The organism is Amycolatopsis sp. NPDC114505 (assembly GCF_055633615.1).
In genome coordinates this window covers 2935448-2952845 of sequence record NZ_JBVKDV010000001.1, presented here as the reverse complement: position 1 = coordinate 2952845, position 17398 = coordinate 2935448, and the positions used below count along the sequence as shown (strand labels likewise).

Annotated in this window: 21 protein-coding genes; 8 read left to right on the top strand and 13 right to left on the bottom strand. The window is 71.3% G+C overall.

Annotated features, from left to right (window positions below):
• Positions 1–50: 50 nt before the first annotated feature.
• On the top strand, positions 51–596 hold the full coding sequence (locus ACZ7OU_RS14725; protein ID WP_470255362.1) for a hypothetical protein: 546 nt from the start codon (positions 51–53) through the stop codon (positions 594–596).
• Between the two features lie 74 nt (positions 597–670).
• A complete protein-coding gene (locus ACZ7OU_RS14720) occupies positions 671–3889 on the top strand; it encodes an NACHT domain-containing protein (protein WP_470255361.1) in 3219 nt (1072 codons plus the stop codon).
• Here ACZ7OU_RS14720 and rdgB read toward each other — a convergent pair.
• Genes rdgB through ACZ7OU_RS14695 form a run of 5 tightly spaced genes read right to left on the bottom strand, consistent with a single transcriptional unit; the run spans position 3886 to position 7542 of the window.
• On the bottom strand, positions 3886–4494 hold the full coding sequence (rdgB, locus tag ACZ7OU_RS14715; protein WP_470241426.1) for an RdgB/HAM1 family non-canonical purine NTP pyrophosphatase: 609 nt from the start codon (positions 4492–4494) through the stop codon (positions 3886–3888). The two genes, ACZ7OU_RS14720 and rdgB, sit on opposite strands and share 4 nt — an antisense overlap.
• Positions 4491–5267, bottom strand: a complete 777-nt coding sequence (gene rph, locus ACZ7OU_RS14710) for a ribonuclease PH (protein ID WP_155541338.1) — start codon at positions 5265–5267, stop codon at positions 4491–4493. The genes rdgB and rph overlap by 4 nt, the downstream gene beginning before the upstream one ends.
• 24 nt (positions 5268–5291) lie before the next feature.
• Complete coding sequence (locus ACZ7OU_RS14705; protein WP_470241427.1) at positions 5292–6059, bottom strand: MBL fold metallo-hydrolase; 768 nt, start codon at positions 6057–6059, stop codon at positions 5292–5294.
• A 29-nt stretch (positions 6060–6088) separates the two neighbouring features.
• The gene (gene murI / locus ACZ7OU_RS14700) at positions 6089–6895 is read right to left on the bottom strand and encodes a glutamate racemase (RefSeq protein WP_470241428.1); all 807 of its coding nucleotides are present in this window, start codon (positions 6893–6895) and stop codon (positions 6089–6091) included.
• On the bottom strand, positions 6892–7542 hold the full coding sequence (locus tag ACZ7OU_RS14695) for a rhomboid family intramembrane serine protease (RefSeq protein ID WP_470255360.1): 651 nt from the start codon (positions 7540–7542) through the stop codon (positions 6892–6894). The genes murI and ACZ7OU_RS14695 overlap by 4 nt, the downstream gene beginning before the upstream one ends.
• A gap of 92 nt (positions 7543–7634) precedes the next feature.
• Here ACZ7OU_RS14695 and ACZ7OU_RS14690 point away from each other — a divergent pair, with 92 nt between their 5' ends.
• Positions 7635–8483, top strand: coding sequence for an arylamine N-acetyltransferase family protein (locus tag ACZ7OU_RS14690; RefSeq protein WP_470255359.1), 849 nt, complete (start codon positions 7635–7637; stop codon positions 8481–8483).
• Here the strand turns inward: ACZ7OU_RS14690 and ACZ7OU_RS14685 are convergent.
• Positions 8473–9195 (bottom strand): aspartate/glutamate racemase family protein, encoded by a 723-nt coding sequence (locus tag ACZ7OU_RS14685; RefSeq protein ID WP_470255933.1) that lies wholly within the window; start codon positions 9193–9195, stop codon positions 8473–8475. The genes ACZ7OU_RS14690 and ACZ7OU_RS14685 overlap by 11 nt on opposite strands.
• Before the next feature lie 10 nt (positions 9196–9205).
• Here ACZ7OU_RS14685 and ACZ7OU_RS14680 point away from each other — a divergent pair, with 10 nt between their 5' ends.
• On the top strand, positions 9206–10033 hold the full coding sequence (locus ACZ7OU_RS14680) for an MBL fold metallo-hydrolase (protein WP_470255358.1): 828 nt from the start codon (positions 9206–9208) through the stop codon (positions 10031–10033).
• A gap of 1 nt (position 10034) precedes the next feature.
• Here the strand turns inward: ACZ7OU_RS14680 and ACZ7OU_RS14675 are convergent, their stop codons facing one another.
• The 3 genes from ACZ7OU_RS14675 to ACZ7OU_RS14665 form a co-directional block, all read right to left on the bottom strand.
• Positions 10035–10985, bottom strand: coding sequence for a PLP-dependent cysteine synthase family protein (locus ACZ7OU_RS14675; protein ID WP_155541332.1), 951 nt, complete (start codon positions 10983–10985; stop codon positions 10035–10037).
• A 3-nt stretch (positions 10986–10988) separates the two neighbouring features.
• Positions 10989–11261 (bottom strand): MoaD/ThiS family protein, encoded by a 273-nt coding sequence (locus ACZ7OU_RS14670; RefSeq protein ID WP_086679767.1) that lies wholly within the window; start codon positions 11259–11261, stop codon positions 10989–10991.
• 67 nt (positions 11262–11328) lie between these two features.
• Entirely contained in the window at positions 11329–11736 is a 408-nt protein-coding gene (locus ACZ7OU_RS14665) for a M67 family metallopeptidase (protein WP_284749739.1), read from the bottom strand.
• A 71-nt stretch (positions 11737–11807) separates the two neighbouring features.
• Here ACZ7OU_RS14665 and ACZ7OU_RS14660 point away from each other — a divergent pair, with 71 nt between their 5' ends.
• Positions 11808–12185 (top strand): hypothetical protein, encoded by a 378-nt coding sequence (locus ACZ7OU_RS14660; protein ID WP_470241432.1) that lies wholly within the window; start codon positions 11808–11810, stop codon positions 12183–12185.
• 1 nt (position 12186) lies between these two features.
• Here the strand turns inward: ACZ7OU_RS14660 and ACZ7OU_RS14655 are convergent, their stop codons facing one another.
• From ACZ7OU_RS14655 to clpS, 3 genes are read right to left on the bottom strand one after another with little or no spacing between them, the layout of a single operon-like run.
• Positions 12187–13167: a P1 family peptidase gene (locus ACZ7OU_RS14655; RefSeq protein WP_470255357.1), complete on the bottom strand. Its 981-nt coding sequence runs from the start codon at positions 13165–13167 to the stop codon at positions 12187–12189.
• Entirely contained in the window at positions 13164–13721 is a 558-nt protein-coding gene (locus ACZ7OU_RS14650; RefSeq protein WP_155541329.1) for a DUF2017 domain-containing protein, read from the bottom strand. The genes ACZ7OU_RS14655 and ACZ7OU_RS14650 overlap by 4 nt, the downstream gene beginning before the upstream one ends.
• A complete protein-coding gene (gene clpS / locus ACZ7OU_RS14645) occupies positions 13718–14017 on the bottom strand; it encodes an ATP-dependent Clp protease adapter ClpS (RefSeq protein WP_470241434.1) in 300 nt (99 codons plus the stop codon). Before clpS ends, ACZ7OU_RS14650 begins: the two co-directional genes overlap by 4 nt.
• A 74-nt stretch (positions 14018–14091) precedes the next feature.
• Here clpS and ACZ7OU_RS14640 point away from each other — a divergent pair, with 74 nt between their 5' ends.
• From ACZ7OU_RS14640 to ACZ7OU_RS14630, 3 genes are read left to right on the top strand one after another with little or no spacing between them, the layout of a single operon-like run.
• The gene (locus ACZ7OU_RS14640) at positions 14092–15396 is read left to right on the top strand and encodes a nicotinate phosphoribosyltransferase (RefSeq protein WP_470255356.1); all 1305 of its coding nucleotides are present in this window, start codon (positions 14092–14094) and stop codon (positions 15394–15396) included.
• A gap of 14 nt (positions 15397–15410) precedes the next feature.
• Complete coding sequence (locus ACZ7OU_RS14635; RefSeq protein WP_470255355.1) at positions 15411–15989, top strand: isochorismatase family protein; 579 nt, start codon at positions 15411–15413, stop codon at positions 15987–15989.
• Positions 15986–16633, top strand: coding sequence for a bifunctional 4-hydroxy-2-oxoglutarate aldolase/2-dehydro-3-deoxy-phosphogluconate aldolase (locus ACZ7OU_RS14630; RefSeq protein ID WP_470241437.1), 648 nt, complete (start codon positions 15986–15988; stop codon positions 16631–16633). The genes ACZ7OU_RS14635 and ACZ7OU_RS14630 overlap by 4 nt, the downstream gene beginning before the upstream one ends.
• Here the strand turns inward: ACZ7OU_RS14630 and ACZ7OU_RS14625 are convergent.
• Positions 16620–17237 carry a choice-of-anchor P family protein gene (locus ACZ7OU_RS14625; protein WP_470255932.1) on the bottom strand — a complete coding sequence of 206 codons (618 nt, stop codon included), beginning with the start codon at positions 17235–17237 and terminating at the stop codon, positions 16620–16622. The genes ACZ7OU_RS14630 and ACZ7OU_RS14625 overlap by 14 nt on opposite strands.
• Between the last annotated feature and the right edge of the window lie 161 nt (positions 17238–17398).

Below are 17398 nucleotides of genomic sequence, written 5' to 3'. Positions count from 1 at the left end.
GCTCACGGCGTGCTGACGAGTTCCTGAAAAGCGCCGGTCATGCTTCCGGTATGGCTCTTCGTCTTCTGGCTGGTTCGGTGTTGCTGCTCGGCTTGGCCGCGTGTTCGTCTCCGCCCCCGGCGCCCCCGCAGGTGGCTTCACTGTCGACGCCGGCGTCGTCTTCTTCGGCTTCTGTGGCTCCCTCGACAGACGCGGACGGCGGCCGCCCCCGCCACCGCGTCGACGAGACGGCGGAGGAGTCCAACCGCCTGATCGAGCCGTGGCGCACGTGCATGAAGGACCACAACGCGGACGTCGACACGCAACCGAACACCATCGAGGGAGCAAAGAAGTGGAGCGCGGACCACAAGGACGCGGGCGACGCGTGCCGGTCGAAGCTGCCACTGCTGCCGTGGGGAATGGACCGCGAGAACCCGGCGTACCAGGACAACATGCACAGGTGGGTCCAGTGCATGAACGACAAGGGCATGCACGTGGCGGAGACCCCGGACAACGACGAGTCCCCGTGGACGTACTCGAGCGATTCCCAGCCCCCGAACGCGGACAAGATCGAGCACGACTGCGAGGTCGCGATCCTCGGCCCGAGTGACAAGTAGGTCCACCCGATTGCAGGCTTGTCCCTGCTCCGTTCGCCGGGAAACATCCGGCGGTCTGAGGGTGGGAGGACACTGTGACGGGCTTGGAAGCGCCTGCACTGAAGCTCGGCGGGCAGATCGCCACATCCGCGGCGAAATCGTGGCTGCGACGCCGAAAAGCGACGTCAGTACGCTCGGACGACTTGGCCGATCTCGCCGCCGGGGAGCTGAAGGGCCCTCTTGAGCGGCAGAAGCTGGAGAACCTCGTCCAGAACATCGGCACCCAGGTGGCCGAGCAACTGGAGCAGGTTCTGGCGGATCGGTTCGCCACGCTGCCCCAGAACGAGATCGACGCGGCCTTCCTGGCTGTCGGGGACGCGCTGACCAAGACCGATCTGTCGGACGAGGTCTTCCTGGTCACGGACGCGGACCCCGAGCAACTGGCCAGAAAGATCCGAAGCGGGCTCCCTGACCTGGCGGCCGAGCGGCACCTGGCTCCCAAGGCGGCGGCGCTGTACGAACTGGCGCTGGATCAGGCGTGCCGTCACCTCGTCCAGGTGGTTCGGCACCTGCCGTCGTTCCAGCCGCGGGCGCTGGCCGAGGTACTGGGCCGGCTGAGCAGGCAGAGCGACCAGCTGGAAGAGCTGCTGGCCCGGGTGCCGAAGACGAGCCTTGCCTCACCCGAGGGCGTCGACCGCGACGCCGAGTTCGAAGCGGAATACCTCGATCTCACCGCGCACAAGCTGGACCGGCTCGAGCTGCTCGGTCTCACGATGGACGATCAGCCCGCCGTCCCGCTCACCATCGCCTACCTGAGCTTGAGTGTCTGCCCGGAAACCATAGTGGCCCAGCTGCCACAGCAGCCGGACGAGAAGTGGTTCGGCGACAGGCAGAAGCGCGAGGGCACAGCGAACATGCGGGTCGAGGCCGCACTGGGGAACCAGACCCGGCTCCTGATCCGCGGGGAAGCGGGCTCCGGCAAGACCACACTGCTGGACTGGCTCGCCGTGACGGCGGCACGCCGCGAGTTCAACGGCGAACTAGAGAGCTGGAACGGCCGTGTTCCCTTCCCGATCCGCCTGCGGTCCTTCGCGGCCGGCCCGCTGCCGCCGCCGGACCGCTTCATCGAGCACGCCGCGCCGACACTGGCCGGCCGGATGCCGCCGGGCTGGACCAGCCGGGTGCTCTCGAGCGGCCGGGCGCTGGTGCTGGTTGACGGCGTCGACGAGGTCGGAGCGTCCCACCGCCGTGGTGTGAAGACCTGGCTGCGAGAGCTCGCGCTGACGTTCCCACAGGTCTGGCTGGCAGTCACGGCCCGGACGGCAGCGGCCGACCGGCGCTGGCTCGCCAACGACGGCTTCAGCAGCGTACTGCTGGAGCCGATGACCGCCGGAGACATAGAGGCGCTGATCGAACGCTGGCACCAGGCGGCGCTGGTCGGTGGCACGGTCCGCTCGGACGTCGACGTCCGCACCGTGCAGCGCCGCCTGCTCAACCAGCTCGACAGTCGCCCGCACCTGCGCATGCTCGCCGCGAGCCCGCTGCTGTGCGCCATGTTGTGCGCCCTCAACCTCACCCATCGGTCCGAGCTCCCCCGGGATCGGATGGATCTGTACCGCAAGGCGCTGGCAATGCTGCTGCATCTACGCGACGCCGAGCGCCAGATCGACGTGCTCCTCACCGAGGCGCAAAAGGAGGTCCTCCTGGGAGACCTGGCTTGGCGGCTCACGCTGGCGTCCAAGGTCGAGCTGCCGAAAAGCCGGGCCCGCGACCACCTGGCCCGGCGGCTGCCGTCGCTTCCGCACGTGGATCAGACCGCCGGCGAGGTGCTCGACTACCTGCTGGAACGCAGCGGGGTACTCCGCGAACCGGTGCGCGACCGGGTGGACTTCGTGCACCGGACCTTCCAGGAGTGCCTCGCCGCCAACGAAGCGACCGAGCAGGACTACCTGGACGTCCTCGTCGATCGGGCACACCGGGACACCTGGTGGGAGACGATCGTGATGGCCTGCGGGCATGCGAAAAGCCACCAGGTCGGCGAAATCCTGAGCGGCGTTCTGGACCGCGCCGAACACGAGCCCCGGCACGCGCGCCACTTGCGTCTGCTGGCCGCAGCCTGTCTCGAGACGGTGAGCAACGCCGATCCCGAGGTGATCCGCCGGGTGGAGTCGGTGATCCAGGACAAGCTGGTCCCGCCCCGCAACATCCGCGAGACTCAGTCACTCGCGTCGATCGGGCCTCGGGTCCTGCGATACCTTCCGGACACCCTCGACGGACTCTCCGACGCTGTGGCCGGCGCGTCGGTGCGCGCAGCGGCGCTGACCGCAGGCAACGAAGCGCTGAAGGTGCTGCAGGCTTATGCGCGGGATCCTCGCAGCACCGTGCAGGAACAGCTGATGCACGCGTGGCAGTACTTCGATCCGGAGGTTTTCGCCTGCGAGGTCCTGGCCGAGTCACCGCTCAACTACGGCCGCACCGTCGCGCGGAACGCCCGGCTGCTGCCCTACGTCGGGCTGCTGGCCAACCTGACCGAGCTGTCGATCTCCCTGCCCAGCTCCGAACCGCAGACGGACCTCGGTTTCGTGACGGGGCTGCCGCACCTGAAGTGGCTCGCGACGTACTTCCGGCCCGACGTCGTGGTGCCCCTCGATCCCCTTGCCGAACACCCCGGACTGAACACGGTCATCCTGGATTCGGCGCTCGGTTTCACCGGCCTCGATGCACTTCGACGCATCGCGGCGCTGGAAACGTTGTACGCGTACCCGCGGCGCCCGTGGCGGGACCTGGAGTTCCTTCGCGGCCTCACCCGGCTGTCGATGCTCTCCATCGACGAACTTCGGGATGTTCCGGGCCTGGGCCCCCTCGCCGACCTGGAAAAGCTGGACAAGATCCGGATGTGGAACGTCACACCTCGGACGTTCTCCGACCGGGTGTGCGTGCCGGCGCCGACCGAGGTCTGGCTGGCGCTACCGGAACCCGGCGTCACCCTGGAGATGATCACGCGGACGTTCCCCAACGCTGTCGAGTTCCACCTGCACAACGTCGAACTCGGAGACCTGACGCCGATCGCCGACCGTGCGATATCCGTGCTGCACATGGATTCGTGCCACCTGCACGACCTGAAACGACTGCGGACGGTGCCCACGCTCCGCGAAGTCGTCATCTCCGACTTCCCGGAGCCGGTGGACGTCTCGCCGCTGGCCGAGCACGAACTCGTCCTCAAGATCCGGAACAGCGTCTGTACCGGTCTCGGTGAGCTGGGTCCGGGTGTGACCGTGAAGACCGGACCGGACGCCGTCGTCGAGCCACGCTAGCCCTCCGCCAGCTCCCGCAACGCCGGCACCAGCGCCCGCAAGGCACGCCCCCGATGCGAAACCGCGTCCTTCTCCGCCGGCTCCATCTCCGCCGACGTCCGGGACTCCCCATCCGGCTGGAAGATCGGGTCATACCCGAACCCATTCGCCCCCCGCCGCGAGCGCACCATCGTCCCGCGCCACTCGCCGCGCACGACGGTCTCCTCGCCCGACAGCAACACCAAAGCCGCCGCGCACACGAACTGCGCCCCGCGGCGCTCGTCCGGTACATCCCCGAGCTGGGCCAGCACCAGCTCGAGGTTCGCGGCATCGTCCCCGTGACCACCAGCCCACCGAGCCGACAACACCCCCGGCATCCCGTTCAACGCGTCGATCGCGATGCCCGAGTCGTCGGCGATCGCGGGCAGCCCGCAAGCCGCCACCGCGTCGCGGGCCTTCGCCACCGCGTTGCCCTCGAAGTCCGGCGCGGTCTCCGGTGCCTCCGGGAACGGTGGCACGTCCGCGAGCCCGATGACCTCCAGGCCGGAGATGCCTTCCGCGACCAGGATCCGCCGCAGCTCGCCGAGCTTCTTCTCGTTGCGCGTGGCCAGAAGCAGCTTCGTCACTTCGAGCCCTTCTTCTTGTCCGGACGCGGTTCCGGCAGCTCGCCCGGGTACGGCAGCGCCAGCGCTTCGTTCTGCAGGCGGGTCAGCTCTTCGCAGCCGGCCTGGGCCAGGTCGAGCATCTTGTCCAAAGTGGACCGGGCGAAGGTCGCGCCCTCGCCGGTGCCCTGGACCTCGATCAGGGTGCCCGCGTCCGTCGCCACCACGTTCATGTCGACCTCGGCGCGCGAGTCCTCCTCGTACGGCAGGTCGAGGCGCACGCGGCCGTCGACCACGCCGACGCTCACCGCCGCCACCGACGACGACAGCGGCTGCGGGTCGTTGAGCCGGTTCGCCGCGCCCAGCCACGTGATCGCGTCCGCCAGCGCGACGTAACCGCCGGTCACCGCGGCCGTGCGGGTGCCGCCGTCGGCCTGGATGACGTCGCAGTCGATGACGATCGTGTTCTCGCCCAGCGCCGCCAGGTCGATGCAGGCGCGCAGCGAACGGCCGATCAGCCGCGAGATCTCGTGCGTGCGCCCGCCGATGCGCCCCTTGACCGACTCGCGGTCACCACGCGTGTTGGTCGCGGACGGCAGCATCGCGTACTCGGCGGTCACCCAGCCGAGCCCGGACCCGGCCCGCCAGCGCGGCACGCCTTCGGTGACGCTCGCGGCGCACAACACCCGCGTGTTGCCGAATTCGATCAGGACCGACCCCGCCGGCCACTGCTGGAATCCCCGGGTGATCTTGATGTCACGGAGCTGGTCGTCGTTCCTGCCATCTTTTCGAGCCACGGAGAGCACTCTAGGACCGGCGGCTCAGACGTCGTAGACGGCACCCTGCTTGACGACCTCGGCCCCGGGGAACTCCGCCGACGCCTCGGCCAGAACCGCGCCCGCGTCCGTCCACGGCGCGATGTGGGTCAGCAGCAGCCGCCCGACCGCGGCGTCGCGCGCCAGCTCGCCCGCCTGTTTCCCCGACAGGTGCACCCCGGCCGGCCGTTCGGCCGAATCCGTCCAGGACGCCTCGGCGAGCAGCAGGTCGACGCCGTCGGCGAGCTCGTTCAGCGCCGCGCACGGCCCGGTGTCGCCGGTGAACGCGAGGATCCGGCCGCCGTAGGAGATGCGCAGGCCGTACGCCGGGGTCGGGTGGTCGACCGCGACCGCGACGACCTCGAACGGCCCGATCCGGAACGGCTCGGCCCGCAGCGGGTGGAAGGCGTAGACGTCGGTGAGGTCGGTGGTGGCCCGCTCGGTCTCGTTGGGCGCGTACGCGTTCGCGAGCCGCAGGGGCGCGTCGTGCGGCGCGTAGAGCGGCAGCAGGCGCGGGCGGGCGGGGTACGGCGGCGCCGGGTGGTAGCGCCGCAGGACGGTGAGCGCGCTGACGTCGGCGCAGTGGTCGGGATGCAGGTGCGTGAGCACCAACGCGTCCAGGTCGAACGGGTCGGCCACGGCCTGCAGCTGCGCCAGCGTGCCGTTGCCGAGTTCGAGGCCGAGCAGGAAGCCCTCCGCCTCGACCAGGTAACCGGACGCGGCGGTGTTCGGCCCGGGGATGCTGCCGGAGCACCCGAGGATGGTCAGTCGCACTTCGCCACCCTAAGCGTCCGGACGTCTGATCACGCGGTGGTGGGAGCCAGGACACCCGGGGCGAACCCCATGAACCGCGCCGCGAGCCGCGTGAACGGCTCGGCCGAGCCGGTGGCCAGGAACTCGTGCCGTGGCGGCGTCTCCCGGGTCGTCAGCAGGTCCCGTTCGGTGAGCACGCGGACGACGTCCTTGGCCGTCTCCTCCGCGCTCGACACCAGGGTGACCTCCTGGCCCATCACGATCTGCAGCACGCCCTGCAGGAGCGGGTAGTGCGTGCAGCCGAGCACGAGCGTGTCGACCTCGGCGTCGAGCAGCGGCTGGAGGTAGCCCTGCGCGAGCCCGAGGACCTGGCGCCCGGAGGTGATGCCGCGCTCGACGAAGTCGACGAACCGCGGGCAGGCGACGCTGGTGAGCGTGATGCCCGGCGCGGCGGCGAACGCGTCCTCGTAGGCACGCGACCGCACGGTGCCCTCGGTGCCGATCACGCCGACCCGGCCGGTGTGCGTGGCCACGACGGCGCGGCGCGCGGCGGGCAGGACGACCTCGATGACCGGCACGTCGTAGCGCTCGCGGGCGTCGCGCAGGCAGGCCGCGGACGCCGTGTTGCACGCGATGACCAGGGCCTTCACGCCACTCTCGACGATCTCGTCGAGGGCCTCGAGCGCGTAGCTGCGGGCGGTGGCGATCGGGAGCGGGCCGTACGGGTTTCGCGCCGTGTCGCCGACGTAGCGGAGCTGCTCGGCGGGCAGCTGCTCGAGCAGCGCCCTCGCGACGGTCAGCCCGCCGACGCCGGAATCGAACACGCCGATCGGGGCATCAGCGGGCGAGGACGTCACCCTTCGAGGTTACCCGGGGCCGCGGGCTCGGCTTTGCGCGACTTGCCCGTGCGGCCGGTCAGCCACGCCGCGAGGACGCCGGCCAGCGCGCCGAAGACGTGTCCCTGCCAGGAGACACCGGGGTTCCCGGGCAGCAGGCCGGCGAGCATGCCGCTCCACACGCCGAGCAGGACGACGGCGACCAGGATCTGCCCGGCCGCGCGGTTGAAGATGCCGCGCACCAGCAGGTAGGCGAGCCAGCCGAAGGCCAGCCCGGACGCGCCGACGGTGACCGTGTTGGCCGGCCCGATCAGCCACACCCCGAGCCCGGACACCACCCAGATGATGGCCGTGACCAGGGCGAACCGGCCGATCCCGGCGGCCATCGCGAGGAAGGAGAACAGCAGCACCGGCACGGTGTTGGCGAACAGGTGCGACCAGCCGGCGTGCAGCAGCGGCGCGAACAGCACGCCGTCGAGACCGGACAGCATCCGCGAGTGGATGCCGCCCTGGTCCAGGTCGCCGGGCAGGATCACGTCCACCAGCTCGACCAGGTAGAGCAGCAGGGTGAACGAGAGCGCGACGAGCGCGGCCGCCTTCGGTTTCGGCGGCAGCACGCGCTTGGCGGCGTCGGTGTCCGGGGCCGGGTTCACAGGCAGTGTGCTCACGTGATCGACGCTACGTCGATCCTGCCGGGTCCACCTCGGGTGAAATCCCTGATCCGCGCTTTCTGTCGGTGCCTCCCGCTAGCGTCTGGGGCATGGGGAACTTCGACGTCCACGGATACCTGGAGCGGCTCGGCCTCGACGCCGAGCCGCCGAGCATGGCCGCGCTGCGGCGGCTGCACGCGGCGCAGGTCGAGCGCGTGCCCTACGAGGCGCTGGAGGTCCAGCTCGGGCGGCCGACGCCGCTGGAGCCGTCGGCGTCGCTCGCGCGGATCCTGCGGGGCCGCGGCGGGTACTGCTACCACCTGAACGGCGCCTTCTCCGAGCTGCTGGGCGAGCTCGGTTACCAGGTCACGCGCCACCTCGGCGGGGTGCAGGGCGGTGCGGGCGACGCGCCGAACGTCGACCGCAACCACCTGGCGCTCACCGTCACCGGCGTGCCGGACGAGCCGGAGACGACGTGGCTGGTCGACGCGGGCCTGGGGGACGGCATCCACGAGCCGCTCCCCCTACGGGAAGGCACCTACTCGCAGGGCCCGCACACCTACCGGCTGCGGCCGTCGGAGGTGGCGCCGGGCGGCTGGCGGTTCGACCACGACCCGTCGGGCAGCTTCGCGGGCTTCGACTTCGCGCCGGGCGCGGCGGAGATGGCCGACTTCGCCGAGAAGCACGCGTGGCTGTCGACGGCGCCTGAGTCCGGGTTCGTCCGGGTCTGCGTGCTGCAACGCCGCGACGCGACGGGGGTAGACACCCTGCGGGCGCGGACCCTGAACCGCCACGGCACCAAGGAGTTCGTCGAGTCCCCGGCGGACTGGTGGACGGCCGCGGCGGACGTCTTCGGCATCACGCCGGACCTGTTCACGGCCGAGGAGCGCGAGCGGCTGTGGCGGCAGGTCGTGGCGCAGCACGAAGCCCACACGGGAGGGCCGGTGGTCAGCGTGTGACCGGGGCAGGCGGCAGCGGGGCCTTGCCGAGCGCGAAGTCGACGGCGGCATCGGCGTGCAGCCGCGTCGTGGGGAAGGTCGGCACGGGCGAGTCCTCCGGACCGACCAGCAGCTCGATCTCCGTGCACCCGTAGATCACGCCCTCGGCACCCGCGTCGACCAGCCGGGCGATCACCTCGCGGTAGGCCTGCCGCGAGGTGTCCTCGACGACCCCGAGCACCAGCTCGTCGTAGATGACGCGGTGGACGAGGTCACGGTCTTCGGCGCCCGGCACGAGCACGTCGAGGCCGTGCGCGGCGAGCCGGTCGCGGTAGAACGGCTGTCCCATGGTGAAGCCGGTGCCGAGCAGCCCGACCCGGCGGATCCCGGCCGCCTTGACGGCCGCCGCGGTGGCGTCGCCAAGGTGCAGGAGCGGGATGCCGAGGCCGTCGGTAAGCCGGTCGGCGACCTTGTGCATGGTGTTGGTGCAGAGCACGACGAAGTCGGCACCTGCGGCCTCGAGCGCACGGGCCGCCCGGTTCAGCTCGGCGCCGGCGTCGTCCCAGCGGTCTTCGGCCTGCATGGCTTCGATCGCGGCGAAGTCGACGGAGTAGAGCACGGTGTGCGCGGAGTGGAAGCCGCCGAGAGCGTCTTTCACCCGTTCGTTCACGAGCCCGTAGTACTGGGCGGAAGATTCCCAGCTCATCCCGCCGAGCAACCCGATGACCTTCATGCTGTTCAGCATGCCCGAACTGCGCACGGCTTTCGCCGGGGTGTCGAACGTCCTGGTCACCGACGGCACCTCGGCCGTCCTGGTCGACGGCTTCTTCTCGAGGCCGTCCCTGGTCAAGATGGCGACGCGGGTGGCGCCGGACCGCGGCCGGATCGACGACGCCCTGCGCCGCCTCGGCGTCACGAAGCTCGACGCCGTCCTGGTGGCGCACTCGCACGTCGACCACGTCCTCGACGCGCCGGTCGTCGCCGAGCTGACCGGCGCCACGCTGGCCGGCTCGCCGTCCACCCGGAAGGTCCAGGAGGGCTACGGCCTGGCCGCCGAGCCGTTCGAAGAGCTCGTTCCGGGCAAGCTCGTCGAGTTCGGCGCGTTCACCGTGACGCCGGTCGACACCCGGCACAGCGACGGCGACCGGGTGCCGGGCGAGATCACCGAACCCGTCCGGCTGCCGGCCAAGGCGAAGGCCTTCAAGACCGGCCGGTGCTACTCGTTCCACATCGCGCACGCGGCGGGCAGCGTCCAGGTCCACGCGTCGGCGAACTTCGTGCCCGGCGCGCTGGCCGGCTACTCCGCGGACGTCGTCTACCTCGGTGCCGGAGCGGCCGGGAAGCAGACGGAGGAATGGCGGGAGGAGTATTGGCGCGAGACCGTCGGCGCGCTCGGACCGCGCAAAGTCCGCCCGATCCACTGGGACGCCTTCTGGCGCCCGCTGTCCAAGCCGCTCAAGCTGCTGCCGAAGGTGTTCGACGACCTGGAGACGACCATGGCCACCTTCGGGCGGCTGGCCGAGGCCGACGGCGTCGACCTGGCTCTGCCCGAACTGTGGAAGGCCGAGTGACTCAGGCCCAGAGCTGCCCGTCGAGCCGCGCGGCGGCCTCGTCGAGCGACCCCGCGTAGGCACCCGTCGACAGGTACTTCCACCCCGCGTCGGCGACGACGAAAGCGACGTCCGCCTGCTCACCCCGGGCCGCGGCCTTCTCGGCCACCGCCAGCGCCGCGTGCAGCACCGCGCCCGTCGAGATGCCCGCGAAGATGCCTTCGTTCTCGAGCAGCTCACGTGTGCGGCGAAGCGCGTCGTACGCGCCCACGGAGTAGCGGCCGTTCAGCACCGAAGCGTCGTACAGCTCCGGGACGAACCCCTCGTCGAGGTTGCGCAGGCCGTACACCAGCTCGCCGTAGCGCGGCTCGGCCGCGATGACCTGGACGTCCGGCTTCGCCTCGTGCAGGTAGCGGCCGACGCCGACCAGGGTCCCGGTCGTGCCGAGGCCGCCGACGAAGTGCGTCAGCGTCGGCAGGTCCTTCAGCAGCTCGGGACCGGTGCCGCGGTAGTGCGCGTCGGCGTTGGCCGGGTTGCCGTACTGGTAGAGCATCACCCACTCGGGGTTCGCCTCCGCCAGCTCCTTCGCCCGCCGGACGGCCTCGTTCGAGCCGCCCGCGGCCGGCGAGAACACGATCCGCGCGCCGTAGGCCTGAAGCAACTGCTTGCGCTCGGTCGAGGTGTTCTCCGGCATCACGCAGACCAGCCCGTAGCCCTTGAGCTTGGCGGCCATGGCCAGCGAGATGCCGGTGTTGCCCGACGTCGGCTCCAGGATCGTGGAGCCGCGGCGCAGCTTGCCTTCACGCTCGGCGGCTTCGATCATGGCCAGCGCGGGGCGGTCCTTGATCGAGCCGGTCGGGTTGCGGTCCTCCAGCTTCGCCCACAGGCGCACGTCGTGCGTGGGCGAGAGCCGGGGCAGCCCGACCAGCGGGGTGCCGCCGAGCGCGTCGAGCAGGGACTCGAAGCGAGCCATCGATCAGCCACCGGCCACGGCGGGGAGGATGGTCAGGGTGTCGCCGTCCTTGACCTCGGCCTCGAGCCCGCCGGCGAAGCGCACGTCCTCGTCGTTGACGTAGACGTTGATGAAGCGGTGCAGCTTCTCCTCCTTCACCAGGCGGCCCTTGATGCCCGCGTGGCGGGACTCGACGTCGTCGATGACCTCGAGGACGGTCGCGCCCTTCGCCTCGACGGACTTCTCGCCGCCGGTGTGGGTGCGCAGGATCGTCGGGATGGAGACGGTCACGGCCATGGGTTCTTACCTCCGGTGGGTTCTTACACGCAGACGCCGGTGGCGCGGCGGTTTATTCCGACGGGGCTCAGTCGACGATCTCGACCGGCTCCTCGGTGATCTCGGCGTCCACGATCCGGTACGACCGGAACTCGTGCACTTCGGGGTCGCGGGTGGAGACGAGCACGTAGTGCGCGTCCGGCTCGGCCGCGATGTTCGCGTCGGTCCGCGACGGGTAGGCCTCGGTCGCGGTGTGCGAGTGGTAGATCACCACGGGCACCTCGTCGTTGGCGGCCATCTCCCGGTAGAGCTTCAGCAGGTCACCGGAGTCGAACTCGTAGAACGTCGGCGAGCGCGCGGCGTTCAGCATGGGGATGAAGCGCTCGGCCGAGTCGGACCCTTCGGGCCCGGCGATGACGCCGCAGGCCTCGTCGGGGTGGTCACGGCGGGCATGGGCGACGATCTCGTCGACGAGTTCACGGCGGATCCGGAGCACATCCACATCTTAGGTGGTGGACACAAGCTGTCCAGATGATGAGATATTGCGCTCACCAGGACAATCGAGGCATGCCGATGCCCGCGAACGCCCGTGAACGCTGCCGCGAGTTCCTCGAAGACGGCGAGGTGATCCAGTACCTCATCCCCGGCGTCTCGCTCTACGTCGACGGCGTCCGCACGCGGGCGGCGTTCTTCATCGTGGTCACCGACCGCGCCATCACGGTGCTCTACGGCGGTCGCTTCCGCCGCTACACGCCGAAAGCCGTCTACGACCGGGTGTCGCGGCGCACCGAGATCGGCCCGGTCGAGGTCCACCCGTCGCTCGGTCCGGTGCTGTCCTTCGCCCGGCTGCACCTGGAGATCGACGAGGAGTACGTGAGCGCGGTCCGCGCGGCCAACCTCGAAGGCGCCCACGACCTGCCGCCGGACCCGCTCCCGGACCTCTGACTCAGGCGAACGCTTCCGGCCACACGTCCCGGTAAGCCGGCACCCCGCCGGCCGTCGTCGCTGCCAAGAGCCCGTGCACCATCGCCCGCGCGAACACCCGCGCCGCCGCCGAACACAGCGCGTCCAACGCCACCGGGCGCGCCGCCGCGCCGAACGGGCCGCTCGCGTCCGGCAGCTCGTGCGCGCCCGTGGCCAGCGCGAACACCGTGTCGCCGTCGAACATCGTGTGCGCGGGACGCACCGCGCGCGCCAGGCCGTCCTGGGCCGCGACGGCGATCCGCCGCGCCTCGGCCTTCGACAGCGCCGCGTCCACCGCGACCACGCCGATCGTCGTGTTCAGGTCGGTCCGCTTCGACGGCAGATCCGCGGGACGGGAAGGCCACGTCACGCCGAAGTCGCCGTGGTCGGCCGCGTACGCCCGGCCCGTCGAGAGGTCCACGGCCTCGCCCGCCGCGTTGACCGCCGCGACCGCCCCGACCGTGAACTCGCCGACGACCTCGCTCGCGGACCCGATCCCGCCCTTCAACGACCCGACGGCGGCCCCTGCGCCAGCTCCGACCGTCCCCTGCGCGAAGGAGTCCGAAGCTGCTTCGCAGGCCGCGTAGCCGAAGGATGCGTCAGGCCGGTTGCCCCACTCGCTGCGCGGCAGGTCGAACAGCACCGCGGCGGGCACGATCGGCACGACCTCGTGTGGCCGGGCACCCACCGGGAACCCCAGGTTCCGCTCGGCGAGCCACCGCATGACGCCGTCGGCCGCGGCCAGCCCGTACGCCGACCCGCCCGAGAGGCAGACCGCGTTGACGCGCTGCACCAGGTTCTCCGGCTCCAGCAGGTTCGTCTCCCGCGTGCCGGGTGCGCCGCCGCGCTGGTCGACCGCGCCGACCGCGCCGTCGGGCACCAGGACCACCGTCGTGCCGGTCGCCCAGCCGTCGCCGACCCGCTGGTGGTGCCCGACCAGGACACCCGGCACGTCGGTGATCATCCCGTCAGCGCCTGGATCAGCGTCTCCTGCACCCAGGTCAGCCAGTGGTAGACGCCCAGGTGCGGCGCCCGCGGGTCGTCCTCGGGCAGCTCGTCGGGCATGTCGTCGGTGACGTCGAGCGCGGTGCCGAGCGCCAGCCGGACGTCGTTGAGCGCGCCCAGCCAGGCGTCTGCCTGCTCTTCGGTCAGCCGGACGTGGCCGCCGTCGCGGGGCAGTGTGTCGAGCACGATCTTGGCCACGCCGACCTTCATGTCGAGCAGCTCCGGCTCGTGCAGTGACCGCATCGCCGCGGCGGAGTCGAGGTCCTCGCGGGTCGGGTTGTCCGGGTCGAGCTTGTGGAAGTCCGGGAGCAGCCGCGAAAGCACCGGGTCGTCCGGGGACTCGGTCGGCCCGATCCGGATGCCGGTCAGCTCGGCGAGCTCGTCCTGCGGCGCCTCCTCGGCGCGCGCGGTGAGCATGTCCTCGAGCTGGCTGACCAGCCCGCGCAGCACCGCGGCTTCCTGCTGCTCGAAGCCGGCGTGGATCACCGCGCCCTTGCGCCGCCAGCCGTTCACGAGGTCTGCTCCATCGTGGCCCACAGGCCCGCCGCGTGGAGCTTCGCCACGTCGGTCTCCACCTTCTCCTTGGTGCCGGACGAGACGATCGCCTTGCCCTTGTGGTGCACGTCCAGCATGAGCTTGGTGGCGTGGTCGCGCCCGTACCCGAAGAGCTTCTGGAAGACGTACGTGACGTACGACATCAGGTTGACCGGGTCGTTCCACACCACGGTCCGCCAGGGTGTGTCCGACTCGGTCACCTCGGCACCGGCCGGCTCGACCTGCGTCTGCTCGGCTGCGACAGGCATGGACATGCACCCCATGGTGTCACGGGGGCGACGGGGTACGCCGCGCCAGGTCCGGCCATGTGGGTGAATAGGCTGACCCCATGGGTTCACCGGAGTCGCCGACGGCCAGCACGGCGCTGCTCACCGACCACTACGAGCTGACCATGCTGGGCAGCGCGCTCGCCGACGGGACGCACGCGCGACCCTGCGTGTTCGAGGTGTTCGCCCGGCGGCTACCGGACGGGCGCCGCTACGGCGTCGTCGCCGGCACCGCCCGCGTCCTCGACGCGATCGCGGACTTCCGCTTCACCGACGCCGAACTGGCGCAGCTGGAGGCCACCGCGGTCGTCGACGACGCGACGCTGGCCTGGCTCGCGGACTACGAGTTCTCGGGTGACGTCGACGGCTACCCCGAGGGCGAGCTGTACTTCCCGGGCTCGCCGCTGCTCACCGTCTCCGGCTCGTTCGCCGAGTGCGTGCTGCTCGAGACACTGGTGCTGTCGATCCTCAACCACGACAGCGCGATCGCCTCCGCGGCGGCCCGGATGTCCGGGGCCGCGCACGGCCGCCCGATCATCGAGATGGGCGGGCGCCGCACGCACGAGTACGCCGCGGTCGCGGCCGCGCGGGCCGCCTACCTGGCCGGCTTCGCGACGACGTCCAACCTCGAAGCCGGGCGCCGCTACGGAATCCCGACCCGCGGCACCGTCGCGCACGCCTTCACGCTGCTGCACGACAGCGAGGAAGAGGCGTTCCGCTCGCAGGTCGACAAGATGGGTGCGGACACGACGCTGCTCGTCGACACCTACGACATCACCGCCGGCATCGAGACCGCGGTCCGCGTCGCCGGGCCGGAGCTGGGCGCGATCCGGATCGACTCGGGCGACGTCGGCCCGCTCGCCCGCCGCGCCCGCGAGCAGCTGGACTCGCTCGGGGCGAAGGACACCCGGATCGTCGTCTCCGGCGACCTCGACGAGCACGCCATCGCGGCGCTGCGCGCGGAGCCCGTGGACGCGTACGGCGTCGGCACCTCGGTGGTCACCGGGTCCGGCGCGCCGACCGCCGGGATGGTCTACAAGCTGGTCGAGGTGGACGGCAAGCCGGTCGCCAAGCGCAGTGCGCACAAGGAGTCCCGCGGCGGGCGCAAGTCCGCGCTGCGGCGCTACCGCGGCACCGGCACGGCGGTCGAGGAGGTCGTCTGGACCGCGAGCCCGGGCACCGCGCCCGAACTGGGTGCCGACGACCGACCGCTGCAGATCCCGCTGATCCGCGGTGGCCGCGCGGAGGCGGACCTGCCTACGCTCGACGACGCGAGGCAGCGGCTGCGCCGCGGCCTGGTCAGCCTGCCGTGGGAGGGCCTCAAGCTCTCGCACGGCGAGCCCGCCATCCCCACCCTCTTCCTCTGAAACGGAGACCGGCCATGGGAACCGCGCTGATCGTGGTGGACGTGCAGAACGACTTCTGCGAAGGGGGTTCGCTCGGCCTGCCGGGCGGGGCCGCCGCGGCCGCCGCCATCTCGAAGCAGGCCGCCGAAGGCGGGTACAGCCACGTCGTGGCCACCCGGGACAACCACATCGACCCGGGCGCGCACTTCAGCGACACCCCGGACTTCAAGGACAGCTGGCCGGTGCACTGCGTCGCCGGCACGCCGGGCGCGTCGTTCCACCCCGCGCTCGACGTCGTCCCGATCGGCGAGGTGTTCTCCAAGGGCGAGTACAGCGCCGCCTACTCCGGCTTCGAAGGCGCGGCCCGTGACGGGAAGTCCCTGGAGACGTGGCTGCGCGAGCACGACGTCACCGATGTCGACGTCGTCGGCATCGCGACCGACTTCTGCGTCCGCGCGACGGCGCTCGACGCGGCGAAGGCGGGCTTCGGCGTACGGGTGCTGCTGGACCTCACCGTCGGCGGCTCGCAGCCGACGGTCGACGCGACGATCGAGGACTTCGCCAAGGCGGGGGTCGCCCACACCGGCACGGCGTTCGTCGGGTCGGCCGGGTGAAGGACCTGCAAGCTCTCCTGGCCGAGCACCGGCTGGTCGCGATCCTGCGCGCGGCCGACGCGTCACGCTTCGCCGACGCGGCGATGGTGCTGCACGCGGCGGGCATCCGCCTGCTCGAAGCGACCTTGACGACACCCGGCGCACCGGCGGCCATCACCGCGTTGCGCCTGGCGCTCGGCGACGACGCGCTGATCGGCGCGGGCAGCGTCCGCGAACCGTCCGATGTGGACATCGCGGTCGACGCGGGCGCGGCGTACCTGATCACGCCGACGGTGAACCCGGCGGTCCTGGAACGCGCGGCCGAGCTGGACACCCCGGTGGTCTGCGGCGCGCTGACGCCGACGGAGATCGACCAGGCCTGGCGCCTCGGCGCGGCCGCGGTGAAGGTGTTCCCGGTCGCGGCGGTGGGCGGGGTCGCCTACCTGCGCGCGATCCGGGCCCCGCTGCCGGACGTCCCGCTGGTCCCGACCGGCGGCGTCCACCTGGCCGACGTCGAGGGCTACCTGCGCGCGGGCGCGATCGCGATCGCGGCGGCGACCCCGCTGCTGGGCGACGCGCTCTCGCCCTCCGGGAGCCTTCCCGACCTGGCGACGCGGGCCGGCGAGTTCGTCGCGGCGGCAGGCCGTTTCGCTACTTCTCGCTGAACGGGTCGCAGGCGGCCGTGCCCAGGTAGATGTCCCCGCTCGCCGGGCCGCCCTGCGGGAACAGCTTGATGTGCACCGCGTGCGTCACGAGGCTGCCGTCCGGCGGCTGGGGCGTCACGGTCTCGTTGAGGATCACCGTCGCCAGCGCGGTGCCGGCCGGCCCGCCGGGGATGACGATCCGGTCGTTCGGCGGGATCTCCGCGGGCACGGTGATCCCGGTGACCGTGCCGATCGAGACCTCGCCCTGGCTGCCGGTCTCCGTCGTCGCGCACTTCGCCGTGAAGGTGCGCACGGAGAGCGCCGGACCGCCGTAGCGCTTCAGCACGGCGGTTTCGAACCGGTGCCCGGACGCCTGCGCGATCGACACCGCCCCCGAGCGCCCGCAGCCGGTCTCGCCGACGCCGAACACCGCGACGTCGCCGGTCTCACCCCCCTGCGTCCGGGCGCTGTAGGGGCCGTCGACGGTGCATTTCGCCAGCTCACCGGTGACGACGTGCTCGTTGTCGACGGTCACGTCGACCGAGCTGGAAGACGCCCATCCGGTGGACGTGACCGGCGCGGCGGCGACCAGGAACGGGGTGGCCAGCGTCGTCACCGCCAGCAACCGGAATGTCCTCTTCCTGGCGTTTCGCATCTACCGGCCTCCTCGGTTCCGTGACAGTTCGTAGTCACCCCTTTCGTCATCGGCAGGCTCGGTGCCTTCCCTGATCGGGTCCACCCGGACGGGTGGCCGGTGAGGAACGCAACTTCCAGGTCTTTTCCCGG